At 65.6% G+C, this 19,539-nt stretch carries 16 protein-coding genes; 6 read left to right on the forward strand and 10 right to left on the reverse strand.

All coding sequences use genetic code 11. The features are described 5' to 3' along the window. Positions 1-98: 98 nt before the first annotated feature. Entirely contained in the window at positions 99-695 is a 597-nt protein-coding gene (locus tag DBR47_RS09225) for a tRNA-uridine aminocarboxypropyltransferase (RefSeq protein ID WP_124449211.1), read from the reverse strand. After that, positions 686-1,927 (reverse strand): hypothetical protein, encoded by a 1,242-nt coding sequence (locus DBR47_RS09230; protein WP_124449213.1) that lies wholly within the window; start codon positions 1,925-1,927, stop codon positions 686-688. The genes DBR47_RS09225 and DBR47_RS09230 overlap by 10 nt, the downstream gene beginning before the upstream one ends. A gap of 81 nt (positions 1,928-2,008) precedes the next feature. Here DBR47_RS09230 and DBR47_RS09235 point away from each other — a divergent pair, with 81 nt between their 5' ends. Continuing rightward, positions 2,009-4,873, forward strand: coding sequence for a DEAD/DEAH box helicase (locus tag DBR47_RS09235; protein WP_370454892.1), 2,865 nt, complete (start codon positions 2,009-2,011; stop codon positions 4,871-4,873). Positions 4,874-4,930: 57 nt separating this feature from the next. Here DBR47_RS09235 and DBR47_RS24560 read toward each other — a convergent pair whose 3' ends face one another. After that, the gene (locus tag DBR47_RS24560) at positions 4,931-5,101 is read right to left on the reverse strand and encodes a hypothetical protein (RefSeq protein WP_156089041.1); all 171 of its coding nucleotides are present in this window, start codon (positions 5,099-5,101) and stop codon (positions 4,931-4,933) included. Positions 5,102-5,345: 244 nt separating this feature from the next. Here DBR47_RS24560 and DBR47_RS09240 point away from each other — a divergent pair, with 244 nt between their 5' ends. The 3 genes from DBR47_RS09240 to DBR47_RS09250 all read left to right on the forward strand — a co-directional run bounded on the left by DBR47_RS09240 (position 5,346) and on the right by DBR47_RS09250 (position 8,299). Then, positions 5,346-5,759 carry a thioredoxin family protein gene (locus DBR47_RS09240; RefSeq protein WP_124449215.1) on the forward strand — a complete coding sequence of 138 codons (414 nt, stop codon included), beginning with the start codon at positions 5,346-5,348 and terminating at the stop codon, positions 5,757-5,759. A gap of 125 nt (positions 5,760-5,884) precedes the next feature. Then, positions 5,885-7,333: a M17 family metallopeptidase gene (locus DBR47_RS09245; RefSeq protein ID WP_124449217.1), complete on the forward strand. Its 1,449-nt coding sequence runs from the start codon at positions 5,885-5,887 to the stop codon at positions 7,331-7,333. Positions 7,334-7,549: 216 nt separating this feature from the next. After that, entirely contained in the window at positions 7,550-8,299 is a 750-nt protein-coding gene (locus DBR47_RS09250) for a hypothetical protein (RefSeq protein WP_124449219.1), read from the forward strand. Positions 8,300-8,317: 18 nt separating this feature from the next. Here the strand turns inward: DBR47_RS09250 and DBR47_RS09255 are convergent, their stop codons facing one another. The 5 genes from DBR47_RS09255 to DBR47_RS09275 all read right to left on the reverse strand — a co-directional run bounded on the left by DBR47_RS09255 (position 8,318) and on the right by DBR47_RS09275 (position 15,098). Next, complete coding sequence (locus tag DBR47_RS09255; RefSeq protein ID WP_124449221.1) at positions 8,318-9,145, reverse strand: DUF5694 domain-containing protein; 828 nt, start codon at positions 9,143-9,145, stop codon at positions 8,318-8,320. A gap of 166 nt (positions 9,146-9,311) precedes the next feature. Next, the gene (locus tag DBR47_RS09260) at positions 9,312-10,616 is read right to left on the reverse strand and encodes a hypothetical protein (protein ID WP_124449223.1); all 1,305 of its coding nucleotides are present in this window, start codon (positions 10,614-10,616) and stop codon (positions 9,312-9,314) included. Positions 10,617-10,666: 50 nt separating this feature from the next. Beyond that, the gene (locus DBR47_RS09265; RefSeq protein WP_124449225.1) at positions 10,667-13,153 is read right to left on the reverse strand and encodes an ABC transporter permease; all 2,487 of its coding nucleotides are present in this window, start codon (positions 13,151-13,153) and stop codon (positions 10,667-10,669) included. Beyond that, the gene (locus DBR47_RS09270; RefSeq protein ID WP_124449227.1) at positions 13,150-13,836 is read right to left on the reverse strand and encodes an ABC transporter ATP-binding protein; all 687 of its coding nucleotides are present in this window, start codon (positions 13,834-13,836) and stop codon (positions 13,150-13,152) included. The genes DBR47_RS09265 and DBR47_RS09270 overlap by 4 nt, the downstream gene beginning before the upstream one ends. After that, positions 13,833-15,098: an efflux RND transporter periplasmic adaptor subunit gene (locus tag DBR47_RS09275; RefSeq protein ID WP_124449229.1), complete on the reverse strand. Its 1,266-nt coding sequence runs from the start codon at positions 15,096-15,098 to the stop codon at positions 13,833-13,835. Before DBR47_RS09275 ends, DBR47_RS09270 begins: the two co-directional genes overlap by 4 nt. A gap of 104 nt (positions 15,099-15,202) precedes the next feature. On the opposite strand from DBR47_RS09275, the gene DBR47_RS09280 reads away from it, so the two are divergent. After that, positions 15,203-15,784, forward strand: a complete 582-nt coding sequence (locus DBR47_RS09280; RefSeq protein ID WP_197046959.1) for a response regulator — start codon at positions 15,203-15,205, stop codon at positions 15,782-15,784. Beyond that, positions 15,774-16,982, forward strand: a complete 1,209-nt coding sequence (locus DBR47_RS09285; RefSeq protein ID WP_124449233.1) for a PAS domain-containing sensor histidine kinase — start codon at positions 15,774-15,776, stop codon at positions 16,980-16,982. The genes DBR47_RS09280 and DBR47_RS09285 overlap by 11 nt, the downstream gene beginning before the upstream one ends. 117 nt (positions 16,983-17,099) lie before the next feature. On the opposite strand, the gene DBR47_RS24950 is transcribed toward DBR47_RS09285, so the two are convergent. Beyond that, positions 17,100-17,735, reverse strand: a complete 636-nt coding sequence (locus tag DBR47_RS24950) for a PEP-CTERM sorting domain-containing protein (protein ID WP_231512208.1) — start codon at positions 17,733-17,735, stop codon at positions 17,100-17,102. A 144-nt stretch (positions 17,736-17,879) separates the two neighbouring features. After that, a complete protein-coding gene (locus tag DBR47_RS09295) occupies positions 17,880-19,451 on the reverse strand; it encodes an oligopeptide:H+ symporter (RefSeq protein WP_231512209.1) in 1,572 nt (523 codons plus the stop codon). Between the last annotated feature and the right edge of the window lie 88 nt (positions 19,452-19,539).

Consider the following 19,539-nt stretch of genomic DNA (forward strand, 5'->3'; position numbering starts at 1 on the left):
CGGTCCGGCTCGGCGGCTGCAGCAGGCTTTGAATTGCTTGGCGATCGCCTCCACAAAGTCCGTGCACTGCCCCACTTCAACTGGCAACCAAGCTCGCACTAACCCCGTTTGCCCGCTGACCAGCTCTGCCGCAGTGCCACAAAGCCTTCAAAGGCCTCCCACAAAGGTCTATACCTGTCCGGCGTGGGCGAGACCTGAGCCTCCAATTGCTGCAAGGCCAGCGCGGCGGCCTCCAGGCTGGAGCGCTGCTCGGGCCGCTGCGCGCGGCGAATGGCGTAGGCCGAGGGCGGTAGCTCGGTGAGCACCAGCCGGGGCAAGGTCTGCAGCCAGGGGTTGAGGTGCAGCATCTTGCGGCTCTTGCGCCAGGTGGCGTCCAGCAGAATCAGGCGCTCGACCTTCGCGTCGGCCGCGCAAGTACCGGCCTTGGCCGTGTCGTCCATGGGGTAGAGCAAGGCGGTGTCCGCCTTCGGCAAGGCACGCAGACGGGCCTCATCAAACTGCTCGCCCACCCAGACCTGGCAGCGGCCGAGGCAGCGTTGCAAGAGGCGCACCGTGCCCTTGGCCTGCTGCGCTTCCGCCGGGTGCTGCAAAACGATCAGCTCCACCTGGTTGTCCACCGGCCTGACCCAGGCGCACAGGCAGGCGGCCAAGGGCAGCTCACAGCCGCTGCAAAGCGGCCGACCCGTCACTTCCACAGCTTGAGCCCGGCCAAGCGAGTTTCGATCTCGGCCATGGTCTCGCGGTAGACGGGCGAACCGATGGCCCCGTAGCGTTGCTGAAAGTCGCGTTCGGTCAAGAACTCGGGCAGATCGCTGACATCGGGCATGAAGTCGCGCTCTTGCAGGCCCGCGCTCATCGCGATCTGCAAGCGCGCGGGGTTCTTGGCCGCCAACACGCCGAAGCGGGTGCCGGCTCGGTCCGCCGCGATGTCGTTGAAGCTGAAGCCGCTGCCGCCGCGCGAATCGGCCACTTCCTTGTAGACCCCGATGGCATCGGCCAGAGGGCCGCCACCCTCAATAGCCAAAGCTGCTGAAACTAAGAAATGCTGAGCGAAATCGTCCCGCCCGCCCAAGCTCACAACCAAGGGTCGCACCGGCGTCCAGTGCCTTGCCGCCGGCATCAGCACGGCCCAGCTCTTGCCGCTGGCGTGCAGAGTCAGCGTCAGGATGGCGGCGCGGTTCTCGGCCGTCATCAGGCGCTCGTCCCCATGGCTGCGCTGGCGTACCAAATCGAACATGGGCGGCAGCAAGGCCGCCAGCGAGACCGCTGAATTGGCGGGGTAGGCCTCGCTGAGCTGGCGCAAATGCTCGTGGTAGGCCATGGCCCGCTGCTGCTCGGGCGCAGGCCAGACCAAGGCCATCACCCGCGCCATGCTGTCTTGCTGCCACTGATAGCGCACTTGCGCGTATTGCTCGCCAAAGCCGATGCGCTCGATCAAGTCCTTGGCCAGTTGCACGTCCTGGGGCTTTGGCAAATGCTTGAGCGCGCTGCGCAGCGCCAGATTCGCCATCCAGGCCGGCACCGGCAATCGCCCCACCCGCACCCTCTCGAACTCGGGCAGGCGCTGGGTCTCATGCAGCAAGGCTTCCACATTCAGCCACAGACCCAGCTTAGGCAAGGCATAGGCGATGCGCAGATCCGCCAAACCAGCGTGCAGGCGCACTTGGGCCGCGCCGCTGCGCGAGTACAAGGCCGCCTGGCCCAGCAACAGGTTCAAGTCTTTCTCGCTGATGGTGACCAGGCGATGCGAACCACCGTCGATCTGGCGCGGGTCGTTGCGCTTGAGAAAGTCCTTGGCCCGACTCAGATCCGCGGTCTTGACCTCGGCGGCGGGGGGCAGGCTGGGCTGAGTTTGCAAGGCCAGCAACACAGCCAAGAAAAGGCCCAAGAGCAAGCCCCAGAAAATTCGTTTGATCCACTTCTTCATGCCGCGCAGTCTGCCAGCAAATCCAAACGCAGGAAGGCTCCGCGAGGCCACCATCCCGGGCGGGCAGAGACAATGTGCGCAATGCCCCAAATCCCCGCCCCTCCCAAGCCCGCCCAGCCGGACCGAGTCTGGCCGCCCAGCGCAGAGACCTTGGCTCGCCTGTTCGAGCGAGCCCGCTTGCTGCGCGGGCGCACGCTGCAGGCCCAACTGGTGGAGGTGCAGGCAGGCCCCGAGGGGGCCAGCGCCCGCTGGGTGGGCGCTGCGGGCCAGCGCTATGAGCTCAGCGTGCAAGGCCTGGCTCAGGCCGGGGGCACCCCACATTACCAAGCCCTTTGCTCCTGCAAGACCCAGCGTTTTTGCGAACATGCGGCTGCCCTGATGCTCAAGCTGCAGGCCGAAGCCGATGCACCCCAGCGGGCCGCCCTGCTGCAAACCTGGGTGGAGGCGCTGCGCCGCAAGGCCACCAAGACCGAGCTGAAGGCCCTGCCCCGCCTGCCCGATGAAGACGCCGTCAAGCTGATGGATCTGCTGCTGGAGGATGCCGCCCCCACCCCTCTCGCACCCGCTGAACCCGCAAACAAGCCGCCGCCCCTGCCGCAAGGCGAGCCCGCCCGCTTCCAACCCCGCCTCACCCTGCAAACCCTGCACCGTGGCGATGGCCTGTTAGGCCTCTCGCCCAGCGGCAAGCTAGGGCCACGCGGCGATGCAGTGACGGTGGCCAAGGTGGACTGGACCTACACGGGCGAAGCCGGCCTGCGCTGGGAAACCCCCGCTCCCCGCAGCCTGCTGGGCGGCCGCCCCGCTGCCTTGCAAGCGCTGGAGGAGGGCCGCCTGCTGGCCCGCGATCTGATCAAAGAGGCCGATGCACGCGATCAGCTCTGGAGCCTTAACCTCATTCCCCTGGACGCCAAGCTGCTGCAATGGCGCAACCCGGCCGCCGCCCTGCCCGGCCCTTGGTGGACCCTGGCGCAAGAGGAATTCTTTGGCGCCTTTTATCTGGAGCGCGTACCCCAGTTGCAGGCCCAGGGCTGGGCGATCCAGGTGCTGCCGGGCTTTGCCCACCGTCCCGCCCAGGCAGAGGGCTGGAAGATCAAGATTGACCGCCTCAGCCTGCCATCGCGCGAGGGCTCCTGGCTGCTGAGCCTGGGCGTGGAGATCGAGGGCGAGACCCTGGATCTGGCCCCCATGATTGCCGATCTGATCAAGCGCGACGGCCGCTGGCTCAAGCGCGAGGAGCTGGATGAGATCGAGGACGAGGCCACCGTGCTGCTGCACGCCCCCGGCGGGCGGCGCATCGAGGCTCCGGCGCTGACGCTCAAGACCATCATCGGCGCCATGGTGGACCTGCTCACCGACCCCAAGCGCGCCGCCGGCCCGCTGCAGATCAGCGACTGGGACGCCACCCGCCTGGCCCTGCTGGACATCGACGCACGCAGCCGTTGGCAGATCCAGGGCGACGCCGATCTGCGCCTGCTGGCCCGCCGCCTGCAGGCTGCCGGCACGCCCCAGCCCGTGGCCCCGCCGGCCGGCCTGGGCCTGCAGCTGCGGCCCTATCAGCTGGCCGGCCTAGCCTGGCTGCAATACCTGCGTGCGCAAGGTCTGGCCGGCATCCTAGCCGACGATATGGGCTTGGGCAAGACGGCCCAGACCCTGGCCCATCTGCTGGTCGAGAAACAAGCCGGCCGCCTGGACCGCCCGGCCCTGGCCGTGCTGCCTACCTCCTTGCTCTTCAACTGGCTGGCCGAGGCCCAGCGCATCGCCCCCGATCTGCGCGTGCTGGTTTTGCAAGGCACGGAGCGGGCCCGCTTTTTCAAGCAGTTAGGCGACTACGACCTGGTGCTCTCCACCTACCCCCTGCTGTGGCGCGATATCTCGGCCCTGGCCGCCCAGCCCTGGCATTTGCTGATCCTGGACGAAGCGCAAACGGTCAAGAACGCCGCCAGCCGCGCGGCCCGCTCGGTACGCAAGTTGTCTGCGCGGCATCGCCTCTGCCTCACCGGCACGCCGCTGGAAAACCATTTGGGCGAGTTGTGGGCGCAGTTCGACTTTCTGATGCCCGGCTTTTTGGGTGACTCGCGCAGCTTTGCCCGGCTCTGGCGCAAACCCATCGAGGTGAACGGCGAGAGCCTGCGCGCCGAGCTGCTGGCCGCCCGGGTGCGACCCTTCATCCTGCGCCGCCGCAAGACCGAGGTGGCGACCGAGCTGCCGGCCCTGAGCGAGGTGATACGGCGCATCCCCTTGTTTGGGACGCAAAAAGAGCTGTACGAAAGCGTGCGGGTGGCGGCCGACAAGCAGGTGCGGCGCGAGTTGGCCAAACACGGCTTCTCGGGCGCGCTGATCTCGGTGCTGGATGCCTTGCTCAAGCTGCGCCAAGTCTGCTGCGACCCGCTCTTGGTGAAAAGCATGGAGATCGCCCCCGGCATGGAGCGCGCCAAGCTGGAGCTGCTGGGCGAGATGCTGCCCGAGCTGGTCAGCGAAGGGCGGCGGGTGCTGGTGTTCTCGCAGTTTGCCGAGATGCTGAGCCTGATCGCCGCCGAGTTGCAGCGTTTGGGCCTGCCCTTTTTGAGCCTGACAGGGGCCACGCCGGTGGGCGCACGGGCCGAGCTGGTGCGGCGCTTTCAGGCCGAGGAAGTGCCGATTTTGCTGATCAGCCTGAAGGCGGGCGGGGTCGGGCTCAACCTGACGGCGGCCGACACCGTCATCCATGTGGACCCCTGGTGGAACCCGGCCGTGGAGGCGCAAGCCAGCGCGCGGGCGCACCGCATCGGGCAGGACAAACCGGTGTTTGTTTACAAGCTGGTGGTGGCGGGCAGCATCGAGGAGCGCATGCTGGAGCTGCAGGCCCGCAAGCTCAAACTGGCCGAAGGGGTGCTGGGCTCGGACGCGGCCGAGACGCTCAAATTCAAACCCGAGGATCTGGATCTGCTGCTGGCGCCGCTGGCCTGATGCCAGAAATGAGAACGGCCGGGGAGACCCGGCCGGTTCAATTCAAAGAAGAAAAAATCAACGCTTGCGGTCGAAGCGGATGCCGGCGCGTGCCAAGCTGCGGCGGTCGCCGCCGCCAAATCCGGCTTCAAACGCTTCGTGCTTGCGGCCCTTGTCCAGCTGACCCATATGCCATTCAGGGCAGGGGACGCGACGCGGTTGTTGTTCGGGGTGCTGCTGAGTTTTCATGGCTTTCTTGCCTTTTCTCCTGACGTCCCTGGGGTCCATCCCTATGGGCTTTCGGGCCGTCTGCTGATCTCAACGCCGACCCCGGAGGCGAGGTTGACAGCGTTGGCGAAAGATTTTTCAACTCCTTTCGCCCCCAGTATGGGCGTGCTTGCTGCTCAAAAAGTAAGCAAATGCGTGGAAAAACTCGCCCGCCAAGCCACCGCTCGGGTTGGAGCGGGCGGTTTCTCGCTAAGCTTGGCAGCTTATGAAGCCTCTTGCGAATTCCCCGGCGACCGCCTCAAGCGGCGTGCCCACCGACGCCCACACCCGCCACGCCCACACCACCCTGGTCGCCTGCCTCTGCGCGGCCTGGTGCCGCACCTGCGACGGCTATCACGAGACCTTTGCCGCCCTGCGCCAGCAGTTCCCCGAGTTCCGCTTCGTCTGGGTGGACACCGAGGACGATGAGGAGCTGGTGGGCGATCTGGACGTCGAGACCTTTCCCACCTTGCTGATCGGCGTGGGTGAGGAACTGCGCTTTGTCGGCCCGGTGACGCCCCAGCTGGCCACCGCCCAACGCCTGCTGGAAACCGCCACCCAGGCCAGCGGCCAAGCCGCCATGGTCAGCGCCAGCCCGGCTGCCCAGGCCTTGCTGGTGCGCTTGCAAAGCAGCTGCTGAGCGCCCCCCAGCGCTCGATGCCGGGCAAGAGAGGGACAATTGCTGTCTTTCCCGCCCTCGCGGCTACAAAATCTTTCATTTCCCTCCCGTTTCTAACTCTTGCGCGACCCGCGTGAGCCCAAGCCATGACCGTTCTGCTCCAAAAGACAAGCACAGCCAAGACCCCCACCAAGGGTCGTAGCAGCAAAGCCAGCACAGCCGCCCAAGCCCTCACCCCCATCACCGTGGTGGACCGGGCGTCCTTCCAAGCCCTGGCCCCCTCGCTGCCCACAGCCACGCGCAACTGGCTGGCCGCCGTCGGCTTCACCGGCGCTGCCGACAGCCACGCCCTGGTGCCCGGCGCCGATGGCCGGCTGGGCGAGGTCTTCGCCGGCGTGGCCCATGCCGCTCACCCCTTCGCCCTGTCTGCCCTGCCCCAGGCCCTGCCGGAGGGTGTGTATGCGCTGAACGAAGCCCTTGGCCTCACGGTGGCCGCCGAGCAGGCCGCCCTGTCCTGGGAGCTGGGCAGTTATCAGTTCGACCTTTACAAGCCGCGCCGCCGTGCCCCGGCCCAGTTGCAGCTGCAGAGCAGCCCCGAGGTGCAGCGCGGTCTGGCCCAAGCCACCGCCATCTGCGCCACCCGCGATCTGGTCAACACCCCGGCCGAACATATGGGCCCGGAAGAGCTGGCCCAGGCCGCCCAAGTCGTGGCCAAGCAGCATGGCGCCAAGTTCAAACAGATCGTTGGCGACGCCTTGCTCAAGCACAACTTCCCCGCCATTCATGCCGTGGGTCGCGCTTCCACCCGCGCGCCGCGCCTAATCGAGTTGAACTGGTCCGGCGTCGCCGCTTCGGCCTCGGCCAAGGCGCCGCTGCTGACCATCGTCGGCAAGGGGGTCTGCTTTGACACCGGCGGCCTGGACATCAAGGGCGCCGAGGGCATGCGCCAGATGAAAAAGGACATGGGCGGCGCCGCCAACGCCCTGGGCCTGGCCGCCCTGGTGATGGCTTGCAAGCTGCCCGTGCGCCTACAAGTGCTGATCCCCGCGGTGGAAAACTCCATCGCCGGCAATGCCTACCGCCCCGGCGATGTGATCAAGACCCGCAAGGGCCTGCACATCGAGATCGGCAATACCGATGCCGAAGGCCGCGTGGTGCTCAGCGACGCCCTGGCCTATGCCTCCGAAGGCAAGCCCGACCTCATCATCGACATGGCCACCCTCACCGGTGCCGCCCGCGTGGCCCTGGGCGCCCAGTTGCCCGCCCTGTTCAGCAAGCATTTCGACACCGCCCGTGACCTGGTTGACTTGGGGCTAAAGCTGGACGACCCGCTGTGGCATATGCCGCTGTGGGCGCCCTACAAGAGCGGCATCGAAAGCACGATTGGCGACATCGTCAACACGGGCAAGAGCGCCCTCGCCGGCGCTATCAATGCCGCCCTGTTCTTGGAGTACTTCGTCAACGAAAACCAGGACTGGCTGCACATCGACCTGTTCGCCTGGAACGACACCGCCCGTGCCGGCCGCCCCATCGGCGGCGAAGCCCAGACCATTCGCACCTTGCTGAACTATTTGGAGCAGCGCTACGCGGCTTGAAGCGTAGATTGATGAATGCAGGCACTGGCTCAGTCCTTGAGCCAGCGAGCCTGCCAGACATCGGGCCATCGCCTCGCGTCTTATCGGCGCGGCGCGATGGCTTTGTGCTTTTCCACGGCCTCAATGAGGCTTGCACCTGTGTTCGAATAGCAATTTTCGAACTGAGAGCGCGACCCGGTGCAGCAACAAGCCGCGCGCGCCCGGAGGGAATCAACGATGCCGTTTCTTGGGATAGGTCTACACATCCTCTTGGCGCTGTTTTGCGCAGTTCATGCCGTGCGTTCGGGCCAGCCCCTGTACTGGCTGCTGATCTTGTTCATGTTCCCCCTGCTCGGCAGCGTGGTTTACTTCATCGCCATCTACTTGCCGGATTCGCGCAATCTGCAGCGCGGCGCCCAGCGCGCGGTTTCTGTGGCGACCAAGGTCATAGACCCGATGCGAGAAGTCCGCCTCGCGCGCGAACTTCTGGATGCCACGCCAACTGCGCAAAACCAGATGCGGCTGGCCTCAGCCCTGCTGGCGGCAGGCCAGGCGCAAGAGGCCGCCGAGGTCTACGCGGCCTGCCTCCAAGGCCCTTTTGCCTCGGATCTTGAAGTGCGCTTCGGCGCTGCCCAGGCCTACACAGATTGCCAGCAGCCTAGCCAGGCCTTGAGTCATCTGGACTTCATACGCCAGACCAACCCCAGCTTTCGCCAGGATCAGATCAGCCTGCTGCGGGCCCGTGCGCTAGCCGGCACGAATCAGCACGCGCTGGCCAAGGCCGAGTATGAATCCGCCATCCAACGCTTCGGCAGCTTTGAGGCCTATGCCGAGTACTGCATCTGGGCGCTCGGGCAGGGCGCAAGCGAAGCGGCCACCGTTCAGAGCCTGGATCTCGAGATGACGCGCATTACCAAGCAGTGGACCCGCGCCACGCGCGAGATGAATGAGACGGTGCTCAAGCGCCTGGCTGCGGCAAGAAGCTAGACGCGAGCATTGAGAGGCTCAGGGGCCGCTGACAAACTCCGCCAATTTGCGCAAACGCAGCGTGGGATCGGCTGCGATGCTGTTCTGCAGCCAGCCCAGATGGCCGGCACCGTAGATCACCAAAATTCGCTCATTCCCTGAGTCCACCAATTGCACGATATTGCTGTGGATGCGCATATTGCGGCGGAACCAATCGGCAAGCAGATCGGCCCCGGCCCAATCACCGGGCTCTCCAAAATGGGCTTGCCGGTAGTACAAGCCCATCTCAAGTCTGACCTCCTCATCCGAGTTCATGGCGAGCAAGGTGTCGAGGATGGAGTGGCTTGCCAGATAAGCCGCCTGCGCCTTGGACTTGGCGCCAAAGCCCGCCATCAACGCCTCCAACTCCTTGGCTCGGTTGGTGGCCTGGGCATACTTGAGCAAGCGCGGATAAGGAAACTCACCGTCGGCATCGGCGCCGTACACGGCCTTGTGGCCTAGTTCTTTGGCGAGGCGGTAGGCAATCTGCTCATCCTCTCCGCGCTTGAGCTCATAGCTGCCTGCCAGATAAGCGGGGTAGTCCTTGCCCAGGCGGGCATCGCCGGGTTCACGCTCCACCACGATCTTGCTGGGCTTGAAGCGCTTGAGCACCGTGATGACTTGGGCGATCTCGGCCTGACGCTTTTCGGAGCGCACATCGTCGGCCTGCATATTGAAAATGTCCCGCCCTGGATTGGCCATGTGATAAGTGCCCAGCACCAGCACCTCGGCCCTGGCCGCGGAGCTGCCGCCCGGGGCCTCCTGCGCGAAGGCGCTAGACGAGCCCAGCAAGGCCCAGCAGAACAAGACGGCGATTGGTTTGCGCATGGCTTTTCCCTTCTTCTTGCTGACCCTTGGCTGGCCAGTCGAACTTGAAAGTGCGAACTTTGCCTCGCTTGGCCCGGGGCAAGACTTTGGATTCGACAGGCTGCAAAGAAGCGTTGACGAAGCGCAAAAACACAGCGCCGAACGGGCGCGACCTGCGCGGCTGCCCTCACTTCTCGGAGTTCTGTGGCATGGGATCCAGAACGCCGCGGCCATTGCTGTCTCGCCAACGTTTGGCCCAGGCATTGAGATCTGCGCCCTCCGCATGCAGATGAGCACGGGCCTCGTCCCAGTCGTGTCGAATGGCGTAGTCCTGTATCAAAGTCCGCATGAGTGGCTGGCCCCAGCAGTAGTTGGACTCCGCGTCTGCAGGCATTGACATGGCCTCCAGCTCTCGACGCCGACGCTCGTCCTCATAGCTTTGCACCGCCTCGAACTCCAGCGCCCGCCGCTCCCAAAGTGGCCGCTGCGGCGTGGACTTGGGCGCCACCACGCGAGCCAAGGCCAAAGCGATAAGCCGGTCCAATATGTGGCCCTGCGACCAAACAGCCGCCGCCACGGCTTCGCAGCGCATCGCCTGGCCCGGCTGCCCTGGACTCTCGCGGCAGAGCCGCATCAAAGTGGAAAAGCTTGGGATAGGCCAAGCGGCGAGAACACCCATCAGGCTCTCGGTTTCGGCTTGATGCGCCAGGCCCGGTGCTCCAGCTTGCAAAACACTCACCAACAACTGCCCAACTTCCTGCTGATAGCCGCGAGCGTAGCGGGCCTGGGTGGCCATCCGTTCCAAGAGGTAGGCACCCTGCGTTTGCTTTTGGCCAGGCTCGCTGAGCATCTGCAACCAAGCATAAACATTCTCAGGCTCCAAGCGCGACCATTGCGACGCTTCCACATTTCTGCAAGCCCCTGGATCACAAAGGCGCTGCAGGGCCAAGGCCGTCAGCATGGGATCGGTGGAGCTCAATGCCATCGCTTGCAAGCGGGCCTTGCTGCCGACGCCGCTTGCCCCCAGAAACTCGGCCAGGGCCAAAGCCCGCGGCTCGCCCCGCTGGCGCAAGGCATGGATCCAACGCTGGACCACCTCTTCCCTTGCCAGGGCCAACACCTGCTCGCCTTCGCCTTTGGGCTTGGCTGCCTGTTCGGCGATCTCGGCAGGGCCAATCATCTCCTTGCCTTCGAAGTGCTTGGCCTGTTCGGCCGCCAACTCTTTGGCGCCAAACCCGCACCAGTCAGCCTGCATGCGACGGGCCCGCTCCGACAAGCCCGGCGGCTGAAATTGCGTGGCTGACCCAGGCTGGACAGGAACAGGTACAGCCGGGCTAGGTGCTTGCGCATCACTGGCGGAAGATGGCCTAACCTGCGGGGGCTCGTGCGCCACGGCCTCGCTGGCCTGCTTTCCCGTCGCCAGGAACTTGACCAGCAGCAAGAGCATTGCCCCCAAGAAAGCAGCCACGATCCAGCGGCGTATGCGAGTCATCAGCCCCCCTTTTTGGCTGGGAGTCTAGCGCCCTGCGACACCGCAGCTTCTCAGCGCAAAGCCTCCATCGGCGGCAAGGCCAGGGCCTGGCGCAGATGCCGCAGCGCCGCCAGCGCGGTCACCAGCAGGGTAACAACACAGGCCAGGGCAAGAGGCAGGAACAAGCCCCGGCCCAGGCCCGCCCGCTCCTCAAAGCCGCCCAGATACAGCCAGCCCAGATAGGCAGCCAGGGGCAGGCCCAGGGCCGCGGCGCTGAGCAAGGGCGTCAGAAACTCACGCGCCAATTGGGCAGCGATCTGCCCATCGCTGGCGCCGTGCAGGCGGCGCAAGACGAACTCGGTGCGACGGCGGTTGAGGGTGTTGGCCACCAGGGCATAAGCACCCAGCATGGCCACGCCCACGGCCATCAGAGCGATGCCGCTGAGCAAGGCGGTGATCTGTTGCTCTTGTTGATAGACCTCGGCCAGTTGCTCGTCGACGGACTGGATCTCATGCCTGATTTCAACGCCATGGACTGCCGGGCCGTGCGCCGCCCAGATCTCATCCAGGGCGCGGCGCAGGGCCACCGGCTCGGGCCCGTAGACGCTGATGTCCCATTGCGGCGCCTCGGTGATCAAGAAGCCCTGGGGCAAGGCCGGCTCGCGGGCCGACTCCAGGCGCACATCCTTCACCACCGCAATCACCCGGCGCGGCTCCGTGCCCGCTTGCAGCCACTCACCCCCACCGCTCAGCAAGGCGCCCACTGCCGCCTGCGGCGTGGCAAAGCCCAGCAGGCGCGCGGCTTTGGCGTCGATCACCAGGCGCTTCTCGCCCTCGCCCTTGGCATCGCTGCTGGCTGAAGCGCCACCGGCCCTGGGGTCACCGGCCAGCACGGTCATGCCATAGGTGTCGAAGAAGCTGGCCGAGACGCGGCTGATGCGCAGCGTCTGCTTGTGGCCGCTGGCGCTCACATGCGGATCGCGCTCGCCCATGGTGTCGCGGGCCGGACGCACTTCGCTGAAGGCCCAGTGTTTGATGGCGGGGTGTTGGTTCAACGCGGCGATCAAGGGCTGCAGATTGGGGACTTTTTCTGGGTTGACCACCAGGCCCAACCAAAGGCGATTGTGGGTTTCAAAACCCCGATCCAAGGTCAGCAGATGCTGCTGTTGCAAGGCCAGCACACCGGCCATGCCCAAGAGCAAAATAGACCCGCTCAATTGAAAAGTTAGCAAAATCTGGCGCAGGCGACGCCCCCAAGGCCCCTCGCTGGCTGTGCGGCCTTGCAAGGCCGGCGCGGGCGCACGCTTCAAGGCGCCCCAAGCGGGCAGGGCCAGAGTCATGGGCAGCAGCAGCAAGACGCTCAGCCCCAGGCCCAGCAGGGCACGCCCAGGCATGGGGTCGGCTATCGGGTGAAGAGGATCCAGGCCTATCCACGCGGCCAGGGCGGGCGCCAGCCACCAGGCCAGCAGGCAGGCTCCGGCGGCGGCCAGGAGCAGGGGCAGCAAGACTTCCAGGCCCCAAAGCTGCAAGAGGCGCGGGCCGTCCGCACCCAAGCTGCGGCGCAGCGCGGTCTCACGCTGGCGCTGCAAGAGGCTGGCCGTCTGCAGATTCATGGAATTGAAGGCGGCCAGCAAAAGCAGCAAGGCGCAGGCCGCGCCCACAGCGCCCAGCAGTTGCCAGCGCAATTGCCCCGCATCGCCCTCGAAAGGCAGCTGGGTCAGGGGCAGGCCGCGAAAGAAAGCGGCCTGACGACCATTCAACTTCCACTCGGCCGGCAGCTTGGCGTAGAGCGGATTGGCCTCGAAGGCCTCACGCATCCAGCCACCCACTTGGGCGGCAGAAGCGCCTGCTTTCAAGCGCGCAAAGACGCGGCCGTTGATGAGGTAGATAGCCTCGCGCTGTTCGGGCGTGCGGGTATTGGCCTGGGAGTCATAGCCCACCATGGCCATGGCACGGCCCACCGAGGGCAGGGTGCCGGCATTGGCCAAGGGGTTGCGCGGGTCCAAGTCGGGCAGCACGGCGGTCACGGTGTAGAGCCGCCCCTCAGCCTCGATGCTCCGGCCCATGGCCTGGGCCGGAGGCAGTTCTCCCCAGAGTTTTCGCAGCAGGTCGGTATTGATGGCGATGCCATCACGCCGAGCCAGGCTGGCGGGCAAATCACCCGCCAAGGTCTTGAGATTGAGCAGGGGCGCAATGTCCGGGTCGGCCATCAACAGATAGCTGGCTTGCAAGCGGCCTTCGATCTTGATATCCAGGCCGCCCTGCGCCACCCGGCTGATGTGCTCCAAGGGCACTTGGCGGCGCTTGAGCATGTCGGCGAAAGACAGGGGCGCAGCGGTGAACCAGAAGTTGCTCTCGCCCGGAAGATTACCCTTGAAGTCCAGCAACACCACCCGCTCGGGCGCCGTGATGCCGGGGTCGGGGTCGGACAAAGCCATCGCCAGCAAGGCCACCAGCAGGCAGGCCGCCTGGGCCAGCATCAAGCCCCCCAGGGCCACGGCGGTGGCAGCGCTGCGGCTGCGCAGACCGCGCAACACGTCCATGAGCAAGGCCTTCATTGCAGCTGCCCCGCATGGGCATCCACCAGCACCCGACCGTCAAGCAATCGCACGGTGCGCGAGGCCAGGGCGGCGTGCTCGGCGCTGTGGGTCACCATCACCAAAGTCGTCCCCTCTTCATTCAACTCGCGCAGCAAACGCATCACCTCCTGGCCATGCGCACTGTCCAGATTGCCGGTGGGCTCGTCCGCAAGCAAGAGCGCGGGCCGGGCCGCGATGGCACGCGCAATCGCCACCCGCTGCTGCTGGCCGCCGCTGAGCTGGCTGGGGTGATGAGCCGCGCGGTGGGCCAGGCCCAAGCGCTCCAGCACCTCGGCCGTGCGGGCGCGCTGGGCTTTCTCAGGCAAGGGGCCGTAGCGCAGGGCCAGCATGACGTTGTCTTGCACCGTCATCTCGTCGATCAGATTGAAGCTCTGGAACACAAAGCCGATGCGCCCTCGGCGTATGGCGGCCAGCTCGCGCGGGCTTTTGCCCACCAGTTCCTCGCCTTGCAGGCGGTAGCTGCCGCTGCTGGGCGCATCCAGCAGTCCCAGCAAACCCAGCAGGGTGGATTTGCCGCAGCCCGAGGGCCCCGTGATGGCGAGGTATTCGCCCGCCTCGATCTGCAGGTCGATGGCATCCAGCGCCGTGGTTTCAATCTCACCGCTGCGGTGGCGTTTGCTGAGTTGGGTCAGTTCAATCATGGCAGTCGATAACTTTCTGCTGAGTCATTCGGAGTTTGTGAAAGCAAGACTTGATCACCGGCTTGCAGGCCGGCCAGCACCTCAACCTGGCCGGCGGCACGACGGCCTAACTGAATATTGCGGCGGCGCAGTTCACGCCCCTCCAGCACATAGATTTGCGCCTGCACGCCCGGGCCTTCGGGCAGCAGCAAGGCGGGCCGGGCGTGGTCCAGCTGCAGGCGCAAGTCCACCGCCTGGCCGGGGGACAGGTGGGCTGGCGATCGCCCCTCACCCCAGCGCAGCAGGACCTTGACCTTGCCCGCCAGCACCTGCGGCAAGACCTGGGCCAGATGCAGCTCGGCGGGCGCCTCGCCCTGGCCGACGAAGGCCGCCTGCCCAACCTGCAGGCGCGGCAAATAGAACTCATCCACCTCGGCCACCAGTTGCACGCCGCCGCTGAGATCGTCGATGCGGCCCAGGCGATCACCCGGCCGCACGCTGGCCCCCACCTGCAGCACAAAGCCGCTGAGCCGGCCCGCAATGGGCGCGCGCTGCAGCAGGCGCTCGCGCGAGCGCTCCAGCAGGAGCAGGCCGCGCTGCAGGCCCTGCACGGCGCGGGCCATTTCATCCAGAGACTGCTGGCGGGTGTCGGCCTCCAGACGCTGGTCGGCTTGCGCTTGCTGCAAGAGCTGGCTGGCCAGCTGGGCCTGGCGCTGCGCCTGCTCCAGCGCGGCCACCGAGACAAAGCCCGCAGCCGCCAGTTTCATCTGACGCTGATGCTCGGCCTCGGCCTGCTGCTGAGCCATTTGCATCTGCGCCAGCTCGCGCCGGTTCTGCGCCAGGCTGGCCGCCTGGGCGCTGCGCTGCACCGAAACGTTAGCCATCTGCTGCGCCACCTCGGCGCTGCGCTGCATCAAGAGCTGCTCCTGTTCGGGGCTGTGCAGACGATAGAGCGGGGCGCCGGCAGCCAGCCGCTCGCCCTCTTGAACCAGCACGGCCTGGACGCGGCCGGCCTCGGCGGCATCGAGCTGGACGGAGCGCAAGGGCTCGACCCGGGCGCGCAGCAGCAACTCATCCCGAAATTCACCGGCACGCACGGTCGCGAGCTGAGGCGCGACCACCGTTTTTGTCTGCGCCTGGCGGCCCCACAGCAGCAGGCCCACGACGAGGCCGCTCAAAACCAAGCCCGCGCCAAGGCGCGGCGCCCAGCGGCGCCAAGGCGGCGGGGGGCTAAGGCGGCGGTCCATGGCTGCGCCGCTGAGATCTTGGGTTTTCGTCTTCATCAGGGTTCACAGCATCGCGACCTGCACCCGCCCAGCCAAGCCCCCTGTCCGCTTCCGAACAGGGCCCTGGCGCGCGCGCGCGTTTTGAAGCGAAGATGCGAGCCGTGAACGAATCCTTGCCCACCATTCTTTTGCTGGACGACGACCCCGATGTGGGCCTGACCGCTCAGTTGCTGCTGCAGCGCCGGGTGGCGCCCTTGCAGCTGCTGCGCCGGCCAGCCGAGCTGAGCGCCGCTTTGGACAAGCTCCATCCCGCCCTGCTGCTGCTGGACCTCAACTTCGGCCCCGGCCGCAGCGATGGCGCCCAAGGCATGCGCTTGCTGGCCGAGGTCCTGGCCCGGCCACAAGCGCCTGTCGTTGTGGTGATGACGGCCTATGCCGAGCTGGAGTTGGCCATCCGGGCCTTGAAGGCGGGCGCATTCGACTTCATCACCAAGCCCTGGGACAATATTCGTTTGATCGCCACCTGCCAGGAGGCCTTGCAGAAGGCCCGAGCAGGTTCGGCGCCTGCCCTGCCCAGCCTGGCAGCTCCTAACGCCGAACCTGCCCGCTCCCTGGCCGTGCAGGAACGCGCCGCCTTGACCCAGGCCATGGCGGAGGCCGAAGGCAATCTGAGCGCCGCCGCGCGCCTGCTGGGGCTCTCGCGTGCAGCCCTGTACCGACGCCTGGAAAAACATGGTTTATGAAACCCTGCGTCTGCTGCTGGCGGCCGCTTGTTGGCTGGCCGCCGGAGCCCTGGCGCAGGCGGGCCAGGGCTCGGCGCGGCTGCTGACGGGCGCGGCCTTGCTGGCATTCATCGGCCTGGGGCTGGCCCTGAGCACGCTCAAACGCAAACCCGTCCCGCACTTGAGCGAGCCGCCCGCTCCTGCTGTGGACGCACAGCGTCTGACCGAGCTGCAGGCCCAGCTGGAGCATCTGCCGGTGGCTGCCTGGTGCCTGAGCGAGCAAGGCCTACAGGCGCTATCCAACCGCGCGCGTCGACTCAGCGCGCCGGGCGGCGTGCGCGACAAGGCCGCGCTGCAAGCCCTGCTGCTCAGCGCCAGCAGCAGCGGCCCCGTGCTGTTGGACACCGAACGCGGCAGCGAGCGCTGGCAGCTGCAGCGCCAGGCGCTGACGCTGGACAGCCAGGCCCAGACCCTGCTGGTGCTGGTGCCGCTGGAGAAGGAGCTGGAGAGCGAATCCCTGCAGGCCTGGCAGCAGCTGGTGCAGATCCTGACGCACGAGATCATGAACTCGCTCACCCCCATCAAAAGCCTCAGCCAAACGGCCTTGATGCTTTTAGACGAGCGTTCAGACGAGCCGGCCAGCGCCAAGAACAGTGAAGCGGATCTGCGCACGGCCTTGAACGGCATCGCGCATCGCAGCGAAGGCTTGTCCCGCTTTGTGCGCAACTACCGCCGGGTCAGCCAATGGCCGGCGCCCAGAATGGCCCCGTTAGACTTGCAAGCCTTCTTCCAACGCCTGCAGCAAGCCACGGCGCCGGCCTGGCTTGCCAGAGGCGGCGAGGCCAGCTTCGAGTTGAGTTCACCCCGCTTGCAGCTGCTGGCCGATGAGGCCCAGCTGGAACAAGCCTTGTTGGCCTTGTTGCAAAACGCCGCCCAGGCCACCGCCAAACTGGCGCTGCCGCGCCTGTGGGTGCAAGCCCGCCAGGGGCGTGGTGGGCGACTGCAGATCAGTGTGCGGGACAACGGCCCCGGCGTGCCGGCGGGGCTGGAGCGGCAGATCTTTCTGCCCTTCTTCAGCGCCAGAGACGATGGTGAATCCCTTGAAGGCGGCCAAGGCATAGGCCTGGCCGTGGTGCGTCAGCTGGTGCACGGCATGGGTGGCCGGGTGCGCCATGTGCGGCCGCTGGAAGGCGGGGCAGCCTTTGTCTTGAGCTTCTGAGCAAGACAAAGGCCAAGGCGGCGCGAGACAAAAACAAAGGGCCGTCGATGACGGCCCTTTCTTGTGTCTGTTTGTGTAGATCAAAGCGAAATCAGGTCTCGCTTGCGATCAAGAAACTCAGGCGCGATTGGCGCGGCGACGCACCACGGCCAGGCCGACCAGACCCGCCAGAGCCATGGCCACCGACGTGGGTTCCGGCACGGCCGAGGTGATGCGCACATTGTCGAAATAGACGTCGCCAGCCACGCCGCCGGAACCGTCAAAGTCTTCAATCATCACGTGCAGAGACTGACCGATGGTCGACTGGAAGGTCAGGGTGTAGTGGTGCCAGCTGCCATCATCGATCAGGTCGATGGGGGTGCCGCCGCCGGTGCCGGCCAGCCACATTTCGCTGCCGCTGAACACACCCGAGCTGACGCCCAGATAGCCGCCCAGATTGCCCGCCACACCGCCCTTGCCCGGCTGGCCCAGGTAGTCAAAAGAGATGGTGAACAGGCCGCTGGAGGTCACCGCGGTGTTGGACATCAGGCTGCCGCCATAGCCGAGACGCAGGAAGCTCAGCACGCTGTTGCCAGCATCGAGAGGGTCCGCCACCACGGCCGATTCGGGGCTGCGCGGGTCGCGATCCGTCCAGCCGCCCAGACCCGTCTGGAAGTCCTCGGCAATTCCCAAGGCCGCAAAAGCCGGCGCCTGCGAGGCACAAGCCAGGGCGACGACTGCCGCCGCGCGAAGCATTCCCAATGTCTTTTTCATTTGTTCCCCAATTCCTGAGGCACAAAAATTTGCCTCGGCCTCCGTACTTTTCCAAACATGGTCCACTCCCGCAATCCCGCGTTTAGGTGCCAGTGGAAATCCCTAGGATGAAAAACCACAGTGCGGCGGCCGGGGCCAGGCCGATCAAGCCGCCTGCCGGTAATTGTTCTGCAGCTTGTAGGTCCGCGCATACAGCGCAAACAGCAAGGCGGCCAGCAAGGCAAAGCCAGCAAAGAAGAACATCTGGAAGCCGGTGACGCTGATGCCGGTCTGTTTGATCTGCTCCGTCACCGCCGCGCTCTTGACGCTGGAGTTGGCCAGCAGCACCCACAGATTGCCGATGGTGACCGACAAGCTCCAAAAGCTCATGATCACGCCCTTCATGGCCAGGGGCGCCTGGCTGTAGGCGAACTCCAGGCCGGTGGCCGAGACCAGCACCTCGCCGAAGGTCAGCAAGGCATAGGGCAGGATCTGCCAGACGATGGACAAGGCATTGCCCTCGTCGAGCGAAAGCTGCATCAGGCCCACCACGATCCAGGCCAGGCCGGAGAAGGCGATGCCTGCCCCCATGCGGCGCAGCGCCGTCAACTCCAGGCCCATGCGCTTGAGCAGGGGGTAGAGCACGAAGTTGTTGAAGGGGATCAGGATCATGACCAGGGCCGGGTTGAGCGACTGCATCATGGAGGACTGGAACCACTCGGGCTTCGTCATCTGATCGGCCTGCAGCACCCAGGTCGAGGCTTTTTGGTCGAACAAAGACCAAAAAGGTGTGACCAGGGCAAACAGCACCAGCAAGCGCAGCACGGCGCGCACGCCGTCCACCGCTTCATCGGGGTGGAGGCCGCGTGCTCGCTCCAGCTGCATCCAGGCCCCCATGCCGCCAAAGCCCAAGACAAACACCAGGGCCAGGCACAGGGCCGCGACGATGCTGATGCCGGGGATCAGGAACATGGAGCCAATGGCCAGCGCCACACCCGCACAGGCCAGGAACAAGCCGCCACGGCCTTGACCCGGAGCTTCGGCCAGCAAGGCGGTGCGCACCACGTTCAGGAAGGAATGCGGGTTCTTGGCCGCTGGCGGCACGACGACATACTTCTTGCGGCCGGCCCAGAACAGCAGGGTCGCGATGAACATCAGGATGCCAGGGATGCCGAAGGCCACGCTGGCGCCAAACTTCTGCAAGAAGATGGGCATCAAGAGCGAGGCAAAGAAGCTGCCGAAATTGATGATCCAGTAAAAGCCGTCAAAGACTTTTTGCGCCAGCGAGCGATTGCTCTGATCAAACTGGTCGCCGATGAAGGAGCTGACCAGAGGCTTGATGCCGCCCGAGCCCAGGGCGATCAGGAACAGACCGAAAAAGAAGCCGTTGCGGTTGTTCTCAAAAATAGCCAGGCAGGCATGACCCGCGCAATACACCAGGCTCAGCCAGAGCACGGTGTTGAATTTGCCGAAGTAGCGGTCCGCCAGCCAGCCGCCCAACAAGGGGAAGAAGTAGACGCCGATGACGAAGGTGTGGAAAACCTCTTTGGCCGTGCCCGCCCGCATGGATTCGGGCATGGACATCAGCAAGCTGGTCATCAGGAACACCGTCAAGATGTTGCGCATGCCATAGAAGCTGAAGCGCTCGCAACCCTCGCTGGCGATGATGTAGGGGATCTGCCCCGGCATCTTGGGGGCGGCGGCGTGGTCGGAAGACTTGACCGGGACTTGCTGCATGGCAGGCATCCTTGTTCAGGGAATTCTTATTGGGGCGGAAATGAAAAGGCCTCGCAGATGCTGAGATGCTGCAAGGCCGAGCCCCGAG

Source organism: Paucibacter sp. KBW04 (assembly GCF_003852425.1).
Taxonomy (GTDB): Bacteria; Pseudomonadota; Gammaproteobacteria; order Burkholderiales; family Burkholderiaceae_C; genus Paucibacter_A.

Coding starts and splice junctions, on each gene's coding strand:
- DBR47_RS09230 (WP_124449213.1), bottom strand. CDS start 1,927: ATGAAGAAGTGGATCAAACGAATTTTCTGGGGCTTGCTCTTGGGCCTT.
- DBR47_RS09235 (WP_370454892.1), top strand. CDS start 2,009: ATGCCCCAAATCCCCGCCCCTCCCAAGCCCGCCCAGCCGGACCGAGTC.
- DBR47_RS24560 (WP_156089041.1), bottom strand. CDS start 5,101: ATGAAAACTCAGCAGCACCCCGAACAACAACCGCGTCGCGTCCCCTGC.
- DBR47_RS09240 (WP_124449215.1), top strand. CDS start 5,346: ATGAAGCCTCTTGCGAATTCCCCGGCGACCGCCTCAAGCGGCGTGCCC.
- DBR47_RS09245 (WP_124449217.1), top strand. CDS start 5,885: ATGACCGTTCTGCTCCAAAAGACAAGCACAGCCAAGACCCCCACCAAG.
- DBR47_RS09250 (WP_124449219.1), top strand. CDS start 7,550: ATGCCGTTTCTTGGGATAGGTCTACACATCCTCTTGGCGCTGTTTTGC.
- DBR47_RS09255 (WP_124449221.1), bottom strand. CDS start 9,145: ATGCGCAAACCAATCGCCGTCTTGTTCTGCTGGGCCTTGCTGGGCTCG.
- DBR47_RS09260 (WP_124449223.1), bottom strand. CDS start 10,616: ATGACTCGCATACGCCGCTGGATCGTGGCTGCTTTCTTGGGGGCAATG.
- DBR47_RS09265 (WP_124449225.1), bottom strand. CDS start 13,153: ATGAAGGCCTTGCTCATGGACGTGTTGCGCGGTCTGCGCAGCCGCAGC.
- DBR47_RS09270 (WP_124449227.1), bottom strand. CDS start 13,836: ATGATTGAACTGACCCAACTCAGCAAACGCCACCGCAGCGGTGAGATT.
- DBR47_RS09275 (WP_124449229.1), bottom strand. CDS start 15,098: ATGAAGACGAAAACCCAAGATCTCAGCGGCGCAGCCATGGACCGCCGC.
- DBR47_RS09285 (WP_124449233.1), top strand. CDS start 15,774: ATGGTTTATGAAACCCTGCGTCTGCTGCTGGCGGCCGCTTGTTGGCTG.
- DBR47_RS24950 (WP_231512208.1), bottom strand. CDS start 17,735: ATGAAAAAGACATTGGGAATGCTTCGCGCGGCGGCAGTCGTCGCCCTG.
- DBR47_RS09295 (WP_231512209.1), bottom strand. CDS start 19,451: ATGCAGCAAGTCCCGGTCAAGTCTTCCGACCACGCCGCCGCCCCCAAG.